This is a genomic window from Shewanella sp. M16 (genome assembly GCF_018224605.1).
Lineage (GTDB): Bacteria > Pseudomonadota > Gammaproteobacteria > Enterobacterales > Shewanellaceae > Shewanella > Shewanella oncorhynchi.
In genome coordinates this window covers 12,233-28,877 of sequence record NZ_JAGTUL010000022.1, presented here as the reverse complement: position 1 = coordinate 28,877, position 16,645 = coordinate 12,233, and the positions used below count along the sequence as shown (strand labels likewise).

Here is a 16,645-nt window from a genome sequence, read left to right as displayed (position 1 = left end):
AATAATAACGGTAAATAAGCTAAACGCCTTCTTTTATTTGCGCTAGCGAGGTTTGGCATCGGCTTTAAGGCAAAGAAAATACGCCGCAGCTGACAGTTTTAATCTACATATCCGCGATATCACGCTAACAGGTATGAACTCAGCATCAAGCTCAAACCCGTTTCTAAATTTTACCTATGATCCGCTAATGCCTTGGGTCAGCCTCAAAATAAACGCAACTGAAACGGCTCGATTTATAGCTGCGCATCACATCCTTGCTCGCATCTTTAGCCCTTAGTCTGTATACTCCGCGACCTTATTATCCCAACTTTAATGTTTTGGCTTAGAGTGGGTGAAGCGCATGTTTCATTTTGAGGCTTGTTTGTCACAATCCCCGTTAGCAAATACCTAGGAAAGCTCCTTTGATCTCTACCGCGAACATCACGATGCAGTTTGGCCCTGAGCCATTGTTTGAAAACATTTCAGCGAAATTTGGCAATGGTCACCGCTATGGTTTGATCGGCGCGAATGGCTGTGGCAAATCGACCTTTATGAAGATCCTCAGCGGAGCGTTAGCGCCAACCTCTGGCAATGTGTCCATCACGCCCGGCTTAAAAGTCGGTACCCTAAGCCAAGATCAGTTCGCGTTTGAACAATACAGTGTGATCGATGCGGTGATCATGGGGGATGTTGCCCTGTGGAAAGTCAAACAGGAACGCGATGCAATCTACGCCAATCCGAATATGACCGAAGAAGATGGCATGCGCGTTGGCGATCTTGAAAGTGAATTTGCCGAAATGGATGGCTACAGCGCCGAAAGCCGCGCCGGTGAAATTCTGCTCGAAGCGGGTATTGAAGAATCTTTCCATTACGGCCTAATGCAACAAGTCGCACCGGGTTGGAAACTGCGGGTATTGTTGGCACAAGCACTATTTGCCAATCCAGATATTCTGCTGCTCGACGAACCAACCAACAACTTGGACATACATACCATTAGCTGGTTAGAAGCCGAGTTGAACAAACGCAAATGCACCATGATCATTATTTCCCATGATAGGCATTTCTTGAATGCCGTATGTACCCACATGGCCGATATCGATTACGGCGAACTGCGCATTTACCCTGGTAACTACGAATACTTCCTCGCACAATCGTCTTTGATCCGCGAGCAATTATTGTCGGGTAACGCCAAGAAGTGTGCCGAGATCGAAGAACTGCAAGACTTCGTCAACCGCTTCGGTGCCAATGCCTCTAAGGCGAAACAAGCCAGCTCGCGCGCGAAAAAAATGGACAAGATCAAACTCGATGAAGTGAAGTCATCCAGCCGTATCCACCCTTCTATTCGTTTCGATGCGGGCAAAAAAATGCATCGCCAAGCACTGATCCTCGAAGATTTGGCCCACGGTTTTGATGGCGAGCTGTTATTCGAAGGCGGCGACTTAATCCTCGAAGCCGGTGCAAAATTAGCGATTATCGGCGAAAACGGCGTGGGTAAAACCACTTTCCTACGTTGCTTAGTCAATGATTTAGAACATAATAAAGGCGTGATCAAGTGGTCAGAAAACGCATCAATCGGCTACTGTCCACAAGACAGCAGTGACGAATTTGATAATGACTACACATTAATGGATTGGATGTCACAGTGGCGCCAACCTAAGCACAACGATCTTATGGTACGCGCCATGTTAGGCCGTCTGTTGTTCACTGAAGATGACGCGAACAAGAAAGCCCGTAACTGTTCAGGCGGAGAGAAAAACCGCTTGTTATTCGGTAAGTTAATGATGCAAGATATCAATGTGCTGATCATGGACGAACCGACTAACCACATGGACATGGAAGCCATCGAAGCACTCAATAATGCGTTGAAAGATTTTGAAGGCACTTTGATATTCGTCAGTCATGACCGTGAGTTTGTATCGTCACTCGCAACACGTATCATTGATATTAAAGATAAAAAAGTGATTAACTTCCAAGGTACATTCGATGAGTACCTTTCAAGCCAAGCTGAAATGGAAGCGAGAAAGAGCGCGTAATGTTATTCGGCTAACTTACGCCGATTAACCCAGCGTTATCGCATTAAAAAGTCGTCATTGGTTATCCTGTGACGACTTTTTGTTGGGCTAAATCTGACTAGTTACTCATTAGCTTATTAATTTTTTTAACCAATATCTCGCGATTTTTAGCCAGTTTAAAAATTGTCGGCAAATGTCGAATGACTATCGGCTCAGACTCGAATACCGCATCGCGATCTTTGGCTTGAATATAATCACGGATCTGAAGCATCATCTGTTTATTAAATGCCCAAAGTGAATGACCTTTAAACTCAAGGGAATAAAATGCGTCATTGGGCCATTCAAGTCGATGTTTCTGTTTTGCCATACACTGATAACTACAAATAAAACCAAGATCTGTACCATCTGTAAAAGCACTGTTTGCCCTATGTTCCCAAGTCGAAGTACCTTGGTATTTTTCTGGCAATTTTTCCCGCCAAGAAGCATCCAATAGCGGAGGGAAAAACAGCACTCCAGGCCATTTATGGGCAAATCTTTGATTAAACAGCTTGATCTCAAACTGCCTACCCTCAAATAAATGCACATCTTTTTTCTCTAAACGAAAAACATGGGCAAAGGTAAAAGTGGCGCAGCCAGCACAATGGGGGCAAGTAACTTCAACTCCGTTTGGCAGGCTAAAAAACTCATAAAATCCTGTCATAGATACGACATTCCAAATGATTTAGAGACTAATTTGGAGCTCATCAATTTTCCAACCACCTTCATTTATCATGCTAATTCTTTGTTTTTCATTCGCCTCCGATGCATTACCACAGAGATCTTTTTGTGCATATTCAAGAACGGCCGTATCCCCTTCGATCACCTGCGACACTAAGGTGAGTGCTTTGCACTTGGCCGCGGCTTTTGAAAATGAAAGATAAGATGCGATCACTTCATCGCGGGACAGCTTCATCTGCTGCATATACTGCGGGAACTTAGACTCCACATCCGCTTGCTTACGTTGGGTATAGTAAGCCTTGTCCTCTTGATAACTTATCCCCTGCTGTACCTTAGCATTGTACTCGTCATACACTTCACTCGGCGATTTAGGCGTTGTACAACCTATCAGCACAAGCACAGATATGAGCAGTAAGAAAATCGATTTCATCATCGAACCTCCAAAACTAGACATGTATTATCAATAAATTCCATGATGCATTCATCTGCTTGTTGTCACTGAACGAGTGCGCCATATATGTCCACCAAATACTCTTTATTTTTTTTGAAATCAATTACCTTAGCAGGAAGTAAACCTTTACTATCAGCAGGTAACAAAATCAATGAAGATAAAATGTAATGCCACCAAGATAACATGTAAATAGCTCATCGATTACTTTAGCTTGGCAGCGTTGCTCACTCAATTGCAGGAACAAATGCTTTAAGATCACTCGACCTTTGGCAAGTGCTAAAAATAAGTGCCATAAAACTGTGAGCATGCTCTAAATTGCTGTATTTGACAGGTCATTGTCTAATGCATTAAAAGGCACAAAGGTCTTTTTATCGAGCCAGAGAGGCGAGCGATTTTGTCCTGCAAGCTGATAAGCCCACGTCGTAATGGCTTCAGAACGATCACTCTCACAGACGAAATATCGACTGAGTTCAGAGTGTAACGTTTGGCCATGCTGGATAATATTTTGCTCATACCAGTTATCGTTATGGTGCTGAGCGGCAAGATGATCGCGTTTTTGATTATTACAACTGCTATGTGCGAGGACAAAATTATGGCCTAAATCATTAGGATATCGTGCCCAAGGGATAAAATGATCCACTTCGCCTGTTTCTTTTAATGATTTTTGGCAATAGAAGCATTGGCCTTTTTGAATATCAAGCAGTACAGGTCTAGCATGGGTGATCGTCTGTCTGTCGCTACCAAACAGAAACTCACTTAAATTGCCTTTACTGCCTATAATGACCTGATTTGCTGGAAACTCGGCGATTTTTTGTACCCATTGAGTACGAGCCAATGACACCACTAAATCGTGAAATCGCCTGAAGCAAAATGCGATACCCGGATTCAACTCGATGTAATTTTTTGTTTTATCATGGGGATAAAGGAAACATTCCTCATTACGTGACAAGTTTTGTAAGCGCCATAAGGGGCCATCTTTAAAGGTGCCGCGCGTTTTACGCAATAAAGCTGGATAACTAAGATGCGCTTTTAACTGGGATAGACTGTTAACACCTTGATGGCGTAGTTCAATCAAACTGTTGATCAAGGCTGATTGCTTTCCACTATTTTGGATCAGGACAAAATACCCATCATTGGCACCAAAAGGCAAAGAGTGTTGCCAGTAAAGTTCAATAAACTTCTCTACCAAATCATCAATACTGATCGCGGTTTTCAGCGCAGGCTCGGCATTGAGTATTAATGGCCGTTCGATACAGATATCGGCGATCGCATGCAGTAAGGCAAATTTGTAAGTTGCAACGAAATCCCCTTCAACTAACAGACGTTGTAAATAGCTAATAAATTCAACTTGTCTTCTCGCATCAATCGGCATTCAGTCGCTCCTGAATAATAACGCTTGCTTCAGGTGCATTTACGTTTGGCATCAGTTTGGGTGTAAAAACTAACGTCTGCCAATGCACTTGTGAGCGACCGAGTTTATCGGTTTCATCTTGGCTCAAATCTAAAAGTCGTAGCTGACAATCTGCAGCAAGTGTGAGCAGTTCATCGGCACTGACTGGGTGCATAACGCGCGCATCGGGGCTTGGGCCATGGCGCAAACTGATGACTAAAAGTCCAGTCGAATTGAGTAAGCGTGAGAGTGTTGCTAGTGCAAGTGGGCGCTCTGAGGGAGATAAATGCATCCACACAGCGCTGAGTAAAATCAGATCAAACTGTTGCGCTAGGCCAACCACTTTTTGCAACTGAGGTAAACCATCCTCAATCCAACGCACGGGTAGATCCCGAGTTAACACCTGCCCCATTTTCGCTAAAACAACCGCAGGTTCGACTGCAATAATTTGTGTCTTTTTGCCCTGTGCTTTTTCGGCTAAATAATATACATCCCGGCCAGAACCAGCTCCCACATCCAATATCGACAATGTATTTTTAGTAAGTAGAGGCAAAAGATGATGCAACCAACTCGAATGCACTTCTTCAAAGGTTTTAGACAAATACTGTGCCGCGAGTATTTCGGCGTGGTCATTATAAAACACTGTGCTCACTGACAACGATCCTTTTGCAACAAGTGATTGTTTTTACAGACGCTAACTTATCACAGTCGTATTTGATAAAAAATACATGCCATCATTATCATGCTGTTTTGCATAAAATATTTAGCATTATACTGTTCGCGATCACTGTGCTGATTTCGGCTATTCGACCCAATATTCTTATCAATGCCTATGCAATCTCAGCATTTCCCCATCGTTTTTTTTGTAGTGGTTTACACTCTATGAGTGAGTGTAAAGATAAGTGCAATTGATTGAATCTGTTACATGCTTCTCCAGAGTAGTTTCCATTTCAGTGTGGGAGTAAACGGGTTTTAACGTCTTGGCGTAGCGTCTACATAGAGATTAAGACCTAGGGCTCAATTATTTAGGATATCTATTGCCTATGAGTTTTGAAGATTCGTTAGAGCAACTTAAACGACAGTTTCTACATGCACTGCCGGATAAAAAGAAACAAATCATTACCTTGTGGATTTCATTGCGTAAAAATTGGGACGCACACATGCTGTCTGCCGTATACCGAGAGGTGCATAACTTAAAAGGGTCGAGCGAGACCTTTGGGTTGTCAGATACCAAACACATAGTCGATAAACTGGAGTTGCTGCTTAAGGGGCTGCTCAATGCGCCAGCCCCCGAACTTCCTACGATCAAAGGCTTAGATACCCTCTTCCACCAGTTGTTACAAAACAATATGCGCGGCCAACCGTCGGCGCCGGTAGTGGAGGCGCAAATGCAGCAAAGCCCCTATAAACCATCAAAGGCGCGCCATGAGCACCATATTGCCATCATAGAAGACGATGGTAATGTCGGCGCTATGATCACAAAGCAGCTGCGAGAGTTCGGTTTTAGTGTGCAGCATTTTTTAAATTTCACGAGCTTTCTGGTAGTGCAAAATAAAACGCCCTTTGATCTGATTTTATTAGATTTAATTCTACCCGATTGGACTGAAGAGGCCTTGTTCGAAGCCGCCACTGAGTTTGAGAAGAATAATACCCGAGTGTTTGTTTTATCCTCGCGGGGGGATTTTGACATGCGGCTATTGGCCATTCGTGCCAATGTCAGCGAATATTTTGTCAAACCCGCTGAGACCACTTTATTGGTGCGCAAAATCCATCAATCCCTCAAAATGTCAGAGAAACAGCCCTTGAAGGTGTTACTGGTGGATGATCAACAATCTATGGTGGATTACTTTTCAAGTCTGTTACGCAGTCACGGTTTGATGGTAAAAGGGTTATCGAGTGCCGAGCAAGTCTTGCCTGCCCTTGAGCAATTTGAGCCCGATCTGTTTATCTTCGATTTGTACATGCCAGAGGTGAACGGGCTTGAGCTGGCAAAGATGATCCGTCAATTGGACAAATACACCTCGAGCCCAATTCTCGTGTTGAGCTCTGATGATACGATGCAAAATAAAGTCAGCATCATACAAGCGGGATCAGATGACTTAATTTCAAAGCAAACCGCGCCGAGTTTATTCGTCGCGCAGGTGATTTCCCGTGCGCAACGGGGTCATGATATTCGCAGTTCGGCTAGTCGCGACAGCTTAACTGGGCTGTTAAATCATACCCAAATTCTGGTGGCTGCGAGACGCTGTTTTAACGTAGCGAAACGGATTAACTCTCAAGTTTGTATCGCTATGTTCGATTTAGATCACTTCAAAAAGGTCAACGATACTTATGGTCATTCCGGTGGTGATAAGGTGTTGTTGGCATTTGCCCATCTGTTACAACAATCCTTACGTCAAACTGACTTTACCGGCCGCTACGGTGGTGAAGAATTTATGTTAGTGCTGCCAGATATGCAAAAACCACTGGCGATTGCCAAGTTGAATGCGATCCGTGAAAGCTTTAGTCATATCGTATTTGTTGAAGATGGCGTCGAATTTAAGGTGACGCTCAGCGGCGGTTTAGCCTTTTCGGATCAATGTGAAGAATTTCAAGATTGCCTGTTACTGGCAGATAAAAACCTTTACGAAGCTAAGCGTTTAGGTAGAAATCAGCTCGTGGTTTCTACGACTGACTAACCCTAAACAGAATGAGCCACTGCAGCGCACAAATCAGTTCGGCGTAATGCTCTTCCTGCGAGACTCACGCTCTATTCGTTACTTTTTAATCCCACTCAGCGTGGGCGGTCACAGTGAGCTTAAATGGTTAATGAGCTTGCTCGGCATCTGCGATAACTCCACCACATAATCTACTGCACGGCACTTTATTGCTTCTCGTGGCATGCCAAATACCACACAACTTTGTTCATCTTGGGCAAATGTAGTGACGCCTTTTTGGTGTAGCGCCACCATGCCTTCGGCGCCATCTTTGCCCATACCGGTTAAAATCATCGCGCTGATATTGGGCGCGGCACATTGGGCCAAGGCCGTAAACATCACATCGACCGAAGGTCTGTGGCCACTGACCTTTTCATCTTGGGTTAATTTGACTTTATAACTACCACCCACTTTGATGATCTCAAGGTGATGATCCCCTGGTGCAACATAGGCATAACTAGGTAAGAGTCGTTCCCCATGCTCAGCTTCTTTGACAGTGATCCGTGACTGTCGATTTAAACGTTCAGCAAAAGTGCGGGTAAACCCCGCTGGCATATGTTGGGTGATCACTATCGGCGGCATAGCCGCGGGTAAATGTTGTAATACATAAAGAATGGCTTCAGTACCGCCAGTAGATGCGCCTATCGCGACTAAATGCTGAGTCAGGGTTGTATTGGCCAATACTGGTCGCTTACTTGAAACAGGGCGTACTGGCTCAACAAATTTCTGCGGCTTGATGATTTTGGCTTTCGCGGCAGATTTGATCTTATCTAAAATCAAATCCTGATAATCATGGATACCTTGGGGCGAGTCTAATTTCGGTTTAGGGATAAAATCCACCGCGCCTAAGGCCAAGGCATTAAAGGTCGCATCCGCGCCCTGCTCGGTTAACGATGAAATCATCACTACCGCAGTGGGTCTGGCTTTCATCAAGCGGTCCAAAAATGTTAAACCATCTACTTTAGGCATTTCGATGTCTAAGGTAATCACATCGGGGCGAAATTGATTCACCAGATCCTTGGCCTCAAAGGCATCAGCAGCGAGCCCAACCAGAGACAGTTCAGAGTCAGCCTCAATCATTTTACCGAGCAAGCTGCGCATCAGCGCAGAATCGTCAACAACTAACACTTTGATCGTCATAACTTAATCACCAAATAGTTCAACGTCGCCGCCCGAAGGTAAATTACGAACCCGTAAACGGTACTCACTTTCCCTGTCAAGAATTGTACTGTTATGCATGGATTTAATTTTGCGGACTTTCACTTTTCCCGAATGGGGGAAAAAATACACTTTGCGCGGATATACATCGAGTAAATCGGCTGCAACGATAGGGATATTTTCAAGATTGAGATATTCAATCACAAACTCAGCATTACGCTCACCTATGTTGTGCACAGTAAAGCTGCGTAACATATTGCCGCCCCCAAACACCTTAGCTTCGAGTGAATTGCGCTGTGCGCCAAGCTTGAGTAAGTCGTTGATTAACAACTCCATGGCATACACGCCGTAACGGGCAGAATCGGCGAGCACCCCAGTACAATTGCTATTGTCACTTGGCAATAAAAAGTGATTCATTCCGCCAATTTTGAGCTTAGGATCATACAAGCACACTGAGACGCAGGAGCCTAATACTGTCACTATCATGGTATCTTCACGGGTTGCAAAATACTCACCGGGTAATATTTTTACCGCATCGCAACCAAAATGATGATCGTGATAGCGATTCGGCTCCGCAATGGCATATTCGATATTAGGTTTTAGCACTCATAAGCCCCTTCACTGGCCGATAGGTTGTTTGACCAACGGCAGTGATGATTTGCGGGAACATATTAAAATTTTCCGAATGTCCCGCAATATAAAGCCCATCCTCGCTAAGGGAGTTCATCATGTGTTTTAATATGACTTCCTGCGTTTCTTTATCGAAATAAATCATTACATTACGGCAAAAAATCACATCGATTGGCGTTTTTAGCGGCCAAAAAGAATCGAGTAAATTGATGCGGGTAAACTTGAGCATCTGCTTTAATTCGGGAACCACGCGCACATTGCCCAACTGTGAACCGCGTCCGCGGTGAAAAAACCGTTTCTTACGGATATCGCTGACTGTATCGATACGCTCTAAAGGATAAATGCCCATTTCAGCCTTTTTAAGCACGCCGCTGTCGATATCGGAAGCAATGATCTCAATAGGCGTTTTAAAACTGTTGAAATGTTCAGCGACAGCAATCGCAATCGAGTATGGTTCTTCCCCTGTGCTACTGGCCGCACACCAGATCCTGCGGGTATCTGGGTTATCGATTAAATATTGCTTTAACACTTCAAAGTGATGCGGTTCCCTGAAAAATGCCGTTTGATTAGTGGTTAACGCATTGATAAATTCTTGGTGTTCGTTTTCATGGCTTAGCAGATACTCAAAATAAGCCGAAAATCCGGCTAATTTCAATGTTCTGATCCGCCGCACTAAACGGCTATACACCATAGCATCCTTGCTATCGGCGAGTTTGATCCCCGCTAAGCGGTACAGTGTCGTCCTCGCGGTATTAAAGTGCACCGAGGTATAGGCAAACTCTCGTTCCAATGGTTTGTTTTCACTCAATTAAAATTCTTCCCATTCATCTTGATCTTGCTTCATGGGCTTCATCGCATTGGTTTTAGGTTTCTCTGTCACCCTTGATTTTGCCATAGGTTGAAGCTGCTGTTTGATGGGTTTCATCGCCTTCGCTTTGGGTGCCGCTAATCTCGCGTTGCTGCGTCTTGGGGCTTCATCTTCGTCGTCCACGCGAAAACTGGCGACACTGTCTGAGAGTTGCTGCGCTTGGGATTGCATGCTTTCCGCTGCGGCGGCCGCTTCTTCAACCAATGCCGCATTTTGTTGCGTCATTTCATCCATTTGCACTACGGCTTTGCTGATCTCATCGATACCGATGGCCTGCTCATTAGAGGCTGAGGCAATTTCCGCCATGATGTCGTTCACCCGTTTAATGGCGATGACGATTTCCTTCATGGTATCGCCGGACTTACCGACAAGGCTGTTGCCACTCTCGATTTTAGACACCGAATCCGAAATTAGTGCCTTGATATCTTTAGCGGCATTGGCCGAACGTTGGGCTAAGCTACGCACTTCTGACGCGACCACCGCAAAACCGCGGCCTTGTTCGCCCGCCCGCGCCGCTTCAACCGCAGCATTGAGCGCTAAGATATTGGTCTGGAAAGCAATGCCATCGATAACACCAATAATGTCGGCAATCTTACGCGCCGATTCATTAATCGATGCCATGGTCTGGACAACTTGCTGAATAAGCTCACCGCCATCCACTGCGACTTCAGCCGCTTTAGAGGCTAAGGCATTGGCTTGACTGGCGTTATCCGCATTGAGTTTCACTGTACCTGTGAGTTCCTCCATACTGGCCGAGGTTTGCTCTAGGCTGGAGGCTTGTTCTTCGGTGCGGCTGGATAAATCAGCATTACCTTGGGCTATTTCTGCCGAAGCGGTATTGGTGGTATCCGCGGCTCGTTGAATATCTTGGATCATGAAGGATAACTTTTCAGCAGTTTGATTTGAGTAATTTTTCAAATCATCAAAGGTGCCTTCATAGTCGTTATAAATACGAGTGGTCAAATCACCATCCGCAAGCGCCATCAGCACCCGCGCCACATCTTGCAATCCACGTTCCGAGGTTTCAATTAACGAGTTTAAATTGTTCGCCAGCATTAAAAAGAAACCTTGCTTGCCATCTGTTTCCGCCCTTTGGGAGAAATCACCCGCAGCTGCGGCTGTGACTATGCGGGAAATTTCCTGCTCGGTTTGGACTTCAATGGTGCGGTCGAGCCATTCAACCACAGTGCCTAAGCGCTCACCTTCTTTAGACACTATGGGGCTGGCCGTTAAGCGAAAATGGCAACTCGCGACCTTAATAAGCGATTCATATTTACGGTCTAATTTATCGAGTAAACTTGCTTGGTGAGCAGGATTGCGGTGGAAGATATCCATCGAGCTGCCGAGGATTTTATCTACGGAAAAATGCGGTAAGGCTTGTCGGATCTCACTTTCAGAATGGCGCAACATAGTTTCGACCGAGCGATTCATATAAATGATCGTACGGTTAGCATCGGCTATCATGACGTTGGTACTGGTATTATTGAGCGCTTCGAGGATACGCTGGGTTGCTCGCTCGGCTTCGATACTTTCGGTGCGATCTATCCACTCAACACCTGTACCTAAATGTTTATTTTCAGCCGTGATAATCGGCGTCAGAATCAACCTAAAAGTACGTTTGCCTATGGTGATTTGCGCGGTATGGGATTGGGTTAGGCGTTCTAATAAATTGCGCTGATGTGCAGGATTTTTATGGAAAATGTCGATATTACTGCCGATCAGTTTGGCAACCGAGAACTGAGGTAACTCTTTACGAATATCGTCCTCTGCCTCTTGCAGTAAACGGACGACGGCTTTATTCGCATAAATAATATTGCGCTGACTGTCAGCGATCATAAAGCTGTTGCCACTATTATCAAGTAGCTGAAAATAGCGCTGACGCTCTTCATCCCTTTGCTCACGCGCCTCATCATTGCCAAAAAATTTAAAGATACTCATTATTGTTACTCCTGATCAGTCAGACTATTTGCATCAATTAGACCCAGCTCATCACTGCTGATCAGAGCCTGAATATTTACTAAAATGATCATCTTATCCTCGACTGTGGCTAAGCCTTTGAGGTAGCGGCTATCGAATGCCACCCCAAATTCTGGGGCGGGTAAGATTTCCTCCGCCGATAGCTTAATCACATCGGAGACGGCATCGACCACTATGCCGACAATACGTTCAAACACGTTAAGCATAATTACGATAGTGAACTCGTTATAAGTGGCGGTTCCAACAGCAAATTTCATCCGCAAATCCACTATGGGCACTATGTCACCGCGTAGATTAATCACGCCTTTTATAAAGCTAGGGGCGTTGGCGATTTTAGTGACCGACTCATAACCGCGAATTTCTTTGACGGACATAATATCGAGGGCATAGTGCTCTTCGCCTAACATAAAGCTTAAAAACTCCACCTCATCATGGGCGTTGTATTCCACTTTGGCGGTCATAGTTGATCGACTCTCCATGGCTATTTCCTTAATTTTTAATGTGCAGAGCGAGCGATTCGACATCGAGGATCAACGCGACGCTGCCATCGCCCATGATGGTGGCGCCGGAAACACCGGGGATCCTGCGATAATGTTTTTCAAGACTTTTAATCACCACTTGCTGCTGGCCAACTAAGGCATCAACGCACAGGCCAAAGCGCTTGTGGTTGCTTTCGAGCAATACGACTATGCCCTCTTCTGGGCAGCGGGCATTGGGCTCAATTTCCATCAGCTGATAAAGATTGAGCAGAGGTAAGTACTCTTCACGTACTTTTAAGAGTCTTTCTTTGGCGAGAAATTTAAGTTGTTCCGTTTGCGGCTGAATAGATTCTATGATGTGCACTAAGGGCAAAATGTAGATCTGATTTCCCACAGAAACCGTCATACCATCGACAATGGCGAGCGTGAGTGGCAACTGGATTTCAAAGGTTGAGCCTTGGCCCTCAGTGGACTCAATATCAATGCGTCCGCCTAAGGCTTCAATATTACGGCGCACCACATCCATACCAACACCACGGCCAGACACATCTGTGACTTCCTCCGCAGTTGAAAATCCTGCGGCAAAAATCAATTGCCAGACTTGCTTGTCGCTACTGTTATCAGCCACTTGCAAACCATTTTCCCGCGCCTTTTGAATAATGCGTTCACGATTTAAGCCTGCGCCGTTATCGTGCACAGCGATAATGATATTGCCGCCCCTTTGACTGGCTTTAAGGGATAACACACCCACTTCGGATTTACCCGCTGCGAGCCGTTTTTCAGGTTTTTCGATACCGTGATCTAAACTATTGCGCACTAAGTGGGTCAGCGGATCGACGAGCTTTTCAATCATGCCCTTGTCAATTTCTGTGTTGCCACCTTCAATCACGAGATTGACGTTTTTACCCAGTTGCTCAGAAAGGTCCCTCACTAAACGGTTGAAACGGTTAAACACAAAAGATACGGGCAGCATACGCACCGACATCACTGCCTCTTGCATCTCACGGGTATTACGTTCCAATTCGTTGAGTGCGGTCTTGAGTCGCTCACCTAAATCGCCCGTCATCTCGTTACCAATGAGAGTCAACATGGACTGAGTGATCACCAGCTCGCCCGCGAGATTAACCAAAGTATCTATCTTAGAGGTTTCGACCCTTAAGGTGGCATCCTGAGCCGACACGGCTGGTTTTTTTGTCGCTGTTTTCACCTCTGTAGTATTGGGCTTTGGGGCAACAGATGAGTTTGATGTTGCGTTTGAACTCAGTATTGCAGGCGAGCTTGCTTTCACAGAAGGACTCGTGGGCACGGTTGAAATGGGTGCGGTGGGTTCAGTCGCTTTGGCTTTAAATAGGGTGTTTTTGGATTGGCTACTTCCAGTTTCCTTGGCTTGATGTGCTCGAGTGGTCGCTGGCTTAAAAACCTTCTGCACTAGCGGTTTTGAACTTAATAACTCGATTTCATTGGCGAAGGATTCTGGCGTTAGTGCTTCAAAAAAACCAAAGCCTAACTCATCATCGTCAATTGTCACATCACACAGCTCAGCAGTACGCTCTTTATTATTTGCAACACTGTCAGCGCTGATGTCTTCCGCTTGATAAGGCTCATCAAAAAATCCAAAGTCTTCACCTTCGATGGCAATATCACGTGCCATTTCATCTTCAAAAAATCCAAAACCCAGATCTTCTGCCGCCACTGGTGCGGTAAGTGTTGCATTTATGATGGGAGTGCTAGTAGCGGCGTCTGTACCATTACGTATCGCAACTGATGAACTAAAAGGCTCACCATTTAACGCTGCAACCAACTGACTTTTACTGTATTCAACCTCCTGCCAATCAATCTGCTCTTCTTCGCGGTACAAGCTCAAGATATGGGATAACGTGTCCACAGTACTCAGCAGTAAATCGATAATGGATGACGTTAATTGGAAGTTACCCTTACGGGTTTTATCCAGCAGGTTTTCCATCACATGGGTGACACTGGTTAATGCGGTAAAACCAAAAATACCACTGCCGCCTTTTATAGAATGTGCAGCACGGAAAATGGTGTTCAGTTCTTCAGGATCGGGAGAAGCAAGGTCCAATGCCAATAACAATTGTTCCATATTTTCAAGATGTTCATGACTTTCTTCAAAAAAGACCTGATGGAACTCGGCCATATTGATGGACATAGCGCACCCCGTTGCAGTTAACCCAGCACTTTAGCCGTAATAGCCAACAACTTTTGAGGATCAAAGGGTTTTACCATCCATCCCGTCGCACCCGCGGCTTTCCCTTGGGCTTTCATGTCATCGCCCGCTTCCGTGGTGAGCATAATGATCGGCGTACGCATAAATGCCGACATAGCACGTAAGGATTTAATTAAGGTCAGCCCATCCATTCGAGGCATATTTTGGTCTGTCAGAATGAAGTCAAATCTCTGCCCATTACAGATATCGAGGGCTTCTCGACCATCTTTGGCCAGTACCACTTGATAATTAGCCGATTTAAGGGTCGCTTCGACCATTTGTCGGATCGCTGCGGAATCATCAACAATTAATATTCTTTTACTCATGCGCTATTCCATTATGACTTTAGTTATATTCCCTGGCGGTACTAATTCGTAGGTCTTAGATAATGTTTTCACCAGTGAGAGACCGCGCCCAGACAACTGAGGAATGTCCGCCATCAAATTTTCATCACCCTCAAAGCCTTTGCCACTGTCAGCCACGCTAATATGTAATTCATCCTGCGATGAACGCCAGATGATGCTTACTTTTACCCAATCATTTTCCGTGAGCCTATCTGCAAAACTGTCCCTAATACTATGGTACAGTTCGAAGCCTTCTGGATCATTTTTTAGTCGAGAATCTAATTTTAGTACACCATGATCAATAGCGTTGCTAAATAACTCTGCGACAACAGTAAAAACCCGTTGACAGAAATTGGTCGCAAATCCCAATATACTGAGAAACTGATTCAATGAACTTAAATAATCAGCGCTGAGTAACATAGGCCCTGCAATACTGACATCCCAGCAGAACTCACCATCCATAATGGCTTTAATACGACTAACATCATGATCTTGATGCCAAGTGTTTAATCGTTCAAAATCTAAGGTACAAATAGTGATGTCATCGGCAATATTTTCAGCAGAACAGTACTCATGAATATTGTTCTCTAAATATTTGACTAGACCACCTGACAAATGAATAAATAGATCTTTTAATTTATCAATGCCAAATGGATTGCCGTCATGGGTATATTGCTCTATTAAACCATCACTAAAAAGGCAAGCATGCCCATGGGATGGTAAATCAACCGTAACAATATCCGCGATAAAAGTATGCGGAGGTAAAATACCAAGGGCCATATTTGTCGATTTAAATTTATCAATGGATTGATTACTGACTGAACGAGAATGGTCAGTTTCTTTAATATTGTGGTTTATTAAACAGTCAATTCCCCCCGTTTGAATATACACGGGGGGCATACCACCATTCCAAATGTGTAATTTATTACGATTAAAATCGGCTTCTAAAATAATACAAGCAACAAATCTGTCTTCAGGGTTTTCTCGGTGGAGCTTAGCATTCAGTTCATAAATAAACGTAACTAAAGAAAATCCCTTTGAAACCATAGCCCTAAATGTACTGGCAACACGCATGATGGGCATGGCTGCACTCAGGCCATGACCTGTTGAATCGGCGAGAATTAAGAAGAAATTGCCATTAGGCGCTATGCCATTGAGGATAATATCACCGCTAAAATTGGCACTGGCTTGGCAGTATGTATGTACAAAATCAAAGTCAGTATTATCAATATTGACTAAGTGCTCAAATAAATGCCGGGCCATGTGTTCTTCTCGGGCCTTTTCATAAAGCATTTTTTCAAGTTCAATTCTTTGATGCTCTACTTTATGCTGAAGTTGCACCCGGGTAAGTAAACATTCAACCTTGTACCAAAATATTTCAACATTTATAGGTTTAACAACAAAATCCAAAACCCCCATTCTAAAACAGGCTAATACGGATTGATTTTCTTTTGTCTCGCTCATGACTATAACAGGTGTTTCTTTTTTATCCTTATTTAACTTGTCCAGTAACGCCAGTGCGGTACCATCCTTTAACCAATAGTTAATCAGAATTAAATCAACCGTATTTTGCGTTATTTCAAATAAACCTTCTTCTAGATCACTACAGACAATGACGTTGTAACCTTTGCTATGAATAAAGTCACTGATCCTTTGACTCGCAATAGCGTCATCATCGATAACTAAAATAAAATGTTCCGGCTGAGTAAGCGATACCATA

14 protein-coding genes are annotated in these 16,645 nt (G+C 44.4%); 2 read left to right on the top strand and 12 right to left on the bottom strand.

What is annotated here, in order from left to right; all coding sequences use genetic code 11:
- The first annotated feature begins 401 nt into the window (after positions 1-401).
- The gene (locus KFE26_RS15070) at positions 402-2,012 is read left to right on the top strand and encodes an ABC-F family ATPase (RefSeq protein ID WP_212600900.1); all 1,611 of its coding nucleotides are present in this window, start codon (positions 402-404) and stop codon (positions 2,010-2,012) included.
- Positions 2,013-2,109: 97 nt separating this feature from the next.
- Here KFE26_RS15070 and KFE26_RS15065 read toward each other — a convergent pair whose 3' ends face one another.
- The 4 genes from KFE26_RS15065 to KFE26_RS15050 all read right to left on the bottom strand — a co-directional run bounded on the left by KFE26_RS15065 (position 2,110) and on the right by KFE26_RS15050 (position 5,201).
- Positions 2,110-2,691, bottom strand: a complete 582-nt coding sequence (locus KFE26_RS15065; protein WP_212600899.1) for a hypothetical protein — start codon at positions 2,689-2,691, stop codon at positions 2,110-2,112.
- Positions 2,692-2,712: 21 nt separating this feature from the next.
- The gene (locus KFE26_RS15060) at positions 2,713-3,141 is read right to left on the bottom strand and encodes a hypothetical protein (protein ID WP_212600898.1); all 429 of its coding nucleotides are present in this window, start codon (positions 3,139-3,141) and stop codon (positions 2,713-2,715) included.
- A 328-nt stretch (positions 3,142-3,469) separates the two neighbouring features.
- Positions 3,470-4,531 carry an HNH endonuclease gene (locus tag KFE26_RS15055; RefSeq protein ID WP_212600897.1) on the bottom strand — a complete coding sequence of 354 codons (1,062 nt, stop codon included), beginning with the start codon at positions 4,529-4,531 and terminating at the stop codon, positions 3,470-3,472.
- The gene (locus tag KFE26_RS15050; protein ID WP_173496900.1) at positions 4,521-5,201 is read right to left on the bottom strand and encodes a bifunctional 2-polyprenyl-6-hydroxyphenol methylase/3-demethylubiquinol 3-O-methyltransferase UbiG; all 681 of its coding nucleotides are present in this window, start codon (positions 5,199-5,201) and stop codon (positions 4,521-4,523) included. The genes KFE26_RS15055 and KFE26_RS15050 overlap by 11 nt, the downstream gene beginning before the upstream one ends.
- A 391-nt stretch (positions 5,202-5,592) precedes the next feature.
- Here KFE26_RS15050 and KFE26_RS15045 point away from each other — a divergent pair, with 391 nt between their 5' ends.
- On the top strand, positions 5,593-7,227 hold the full coding sequence (locus KFE26_RS15045) for a diguanylate cyclase (RefSeq protein WP_028759909.1): 1,635 nt from the start codon (positions 5,593-5,595) through the stop codon (positions 7,225-7,227).
- A 108-nt stretch (positions 7,228-7,335) separates the two neighbouring features.
- Here the strand turns inward: KFE26_RS15045 and KFE26_RS15040 are convergent, their stop codons facing one another.
- The 8 genes from KFE26_RS15040 to KFE26_RS15005 are packed head-to-tail and all read right to left on the bottom strand — an operon-like array spanning position 7,336 to position 16,644.
- Complete coding sequence (locus KFE26_RS15040) at positions 7,336-8,385, bottom strand: chemotaxis response regulator protein-glutamate methylesterase (protein WP_212600896.1); 1,050 nt, start codon at positions 8,383-8,385, stop codon at positions 7,336-7,338.
- Between the two features lie 3 nt (positions 8,386-8,388).
- A complete protein-coding gene (gene cheD, locus KFE26_RS15035; protein ID WP_105252529.1) occupies positions 8,389-9,009 on the bottom strand; it encodes a chemoreceptor glutamine deamidase CheD in 621 nt (206 codons plus the stop codon).
- Positions 8,996-9,841, bottom strand: coding sequence for a CheR family methyltransferase (locus tag KFE26_RS15030; protein ID WP_212600895.1), 846 nt, complete (start codon positions 9,839-9,841; stop codon positions 8,996-8,998). The genes cheD and KFE26_RS15030 overlap by 14 nt, the downstream gene beginning before the upstream one ends.
- The gene (locus KFE26_RS15025; RefSeq protein WP_212600894.1) at positions 9,842-11,839 is read right to left on the bottom strand and encodes a methyl-accepting chemotaxis protein; all 1,998 of its coding nucleotides are present in this window, start codon (positions 11,837-11,839) and stop codon (positions 9,842-9,844) included.
- Between the two features lie 5 nt (positions 11,840-11,844).
- Entirely contained in the window at positions 11,845-12,357 is a 513-nt protein-coding gene (locus KFE26_RS15020; RefSeq protein ID WP_049821692.1) for a chemotaxis protein CheW, read from the bottom strand.
- 10 nt (positions 12,358-12,367) lie between these two features.
- Complete coding sequence (locus KFE26_RS15015; RefSeq protein ID WP_212600893.1) at positions 12,368-14,524, bottom strand: chemotaxis protein CheA; 2,157 nt, start codon at positions 14,522-14,524, stop codon at positions 12,368-12,370.
- A 17-nt stretch (positions 14,525-14,541) separates the two neighbouring features.
- On the bottom strand, positions 14,542-14,907 hold the full coding sequence (locus tag KFE26_RS15010; protein WP_028759902.1) for a response regulator: 366 nt from the start codon (positions 14,905-14,907) through the stop codon (positions 14,542-14,544).
- 3 nt (positions 14,908-14,910) lie between these two features.
- On the bottom strand, positions 14,911-16,644 hold the full coding sequence (locus KFE26_RS15005) for a SpoIIE family protein phosphatase (RefSeq protein WP_212600892.1): 1,734 nt from the start codon (positions 16,642-16,644) through the stop codon (positions 14,911-14,913).
- Position 16,645: the final 1 nt, after the last annotated feature.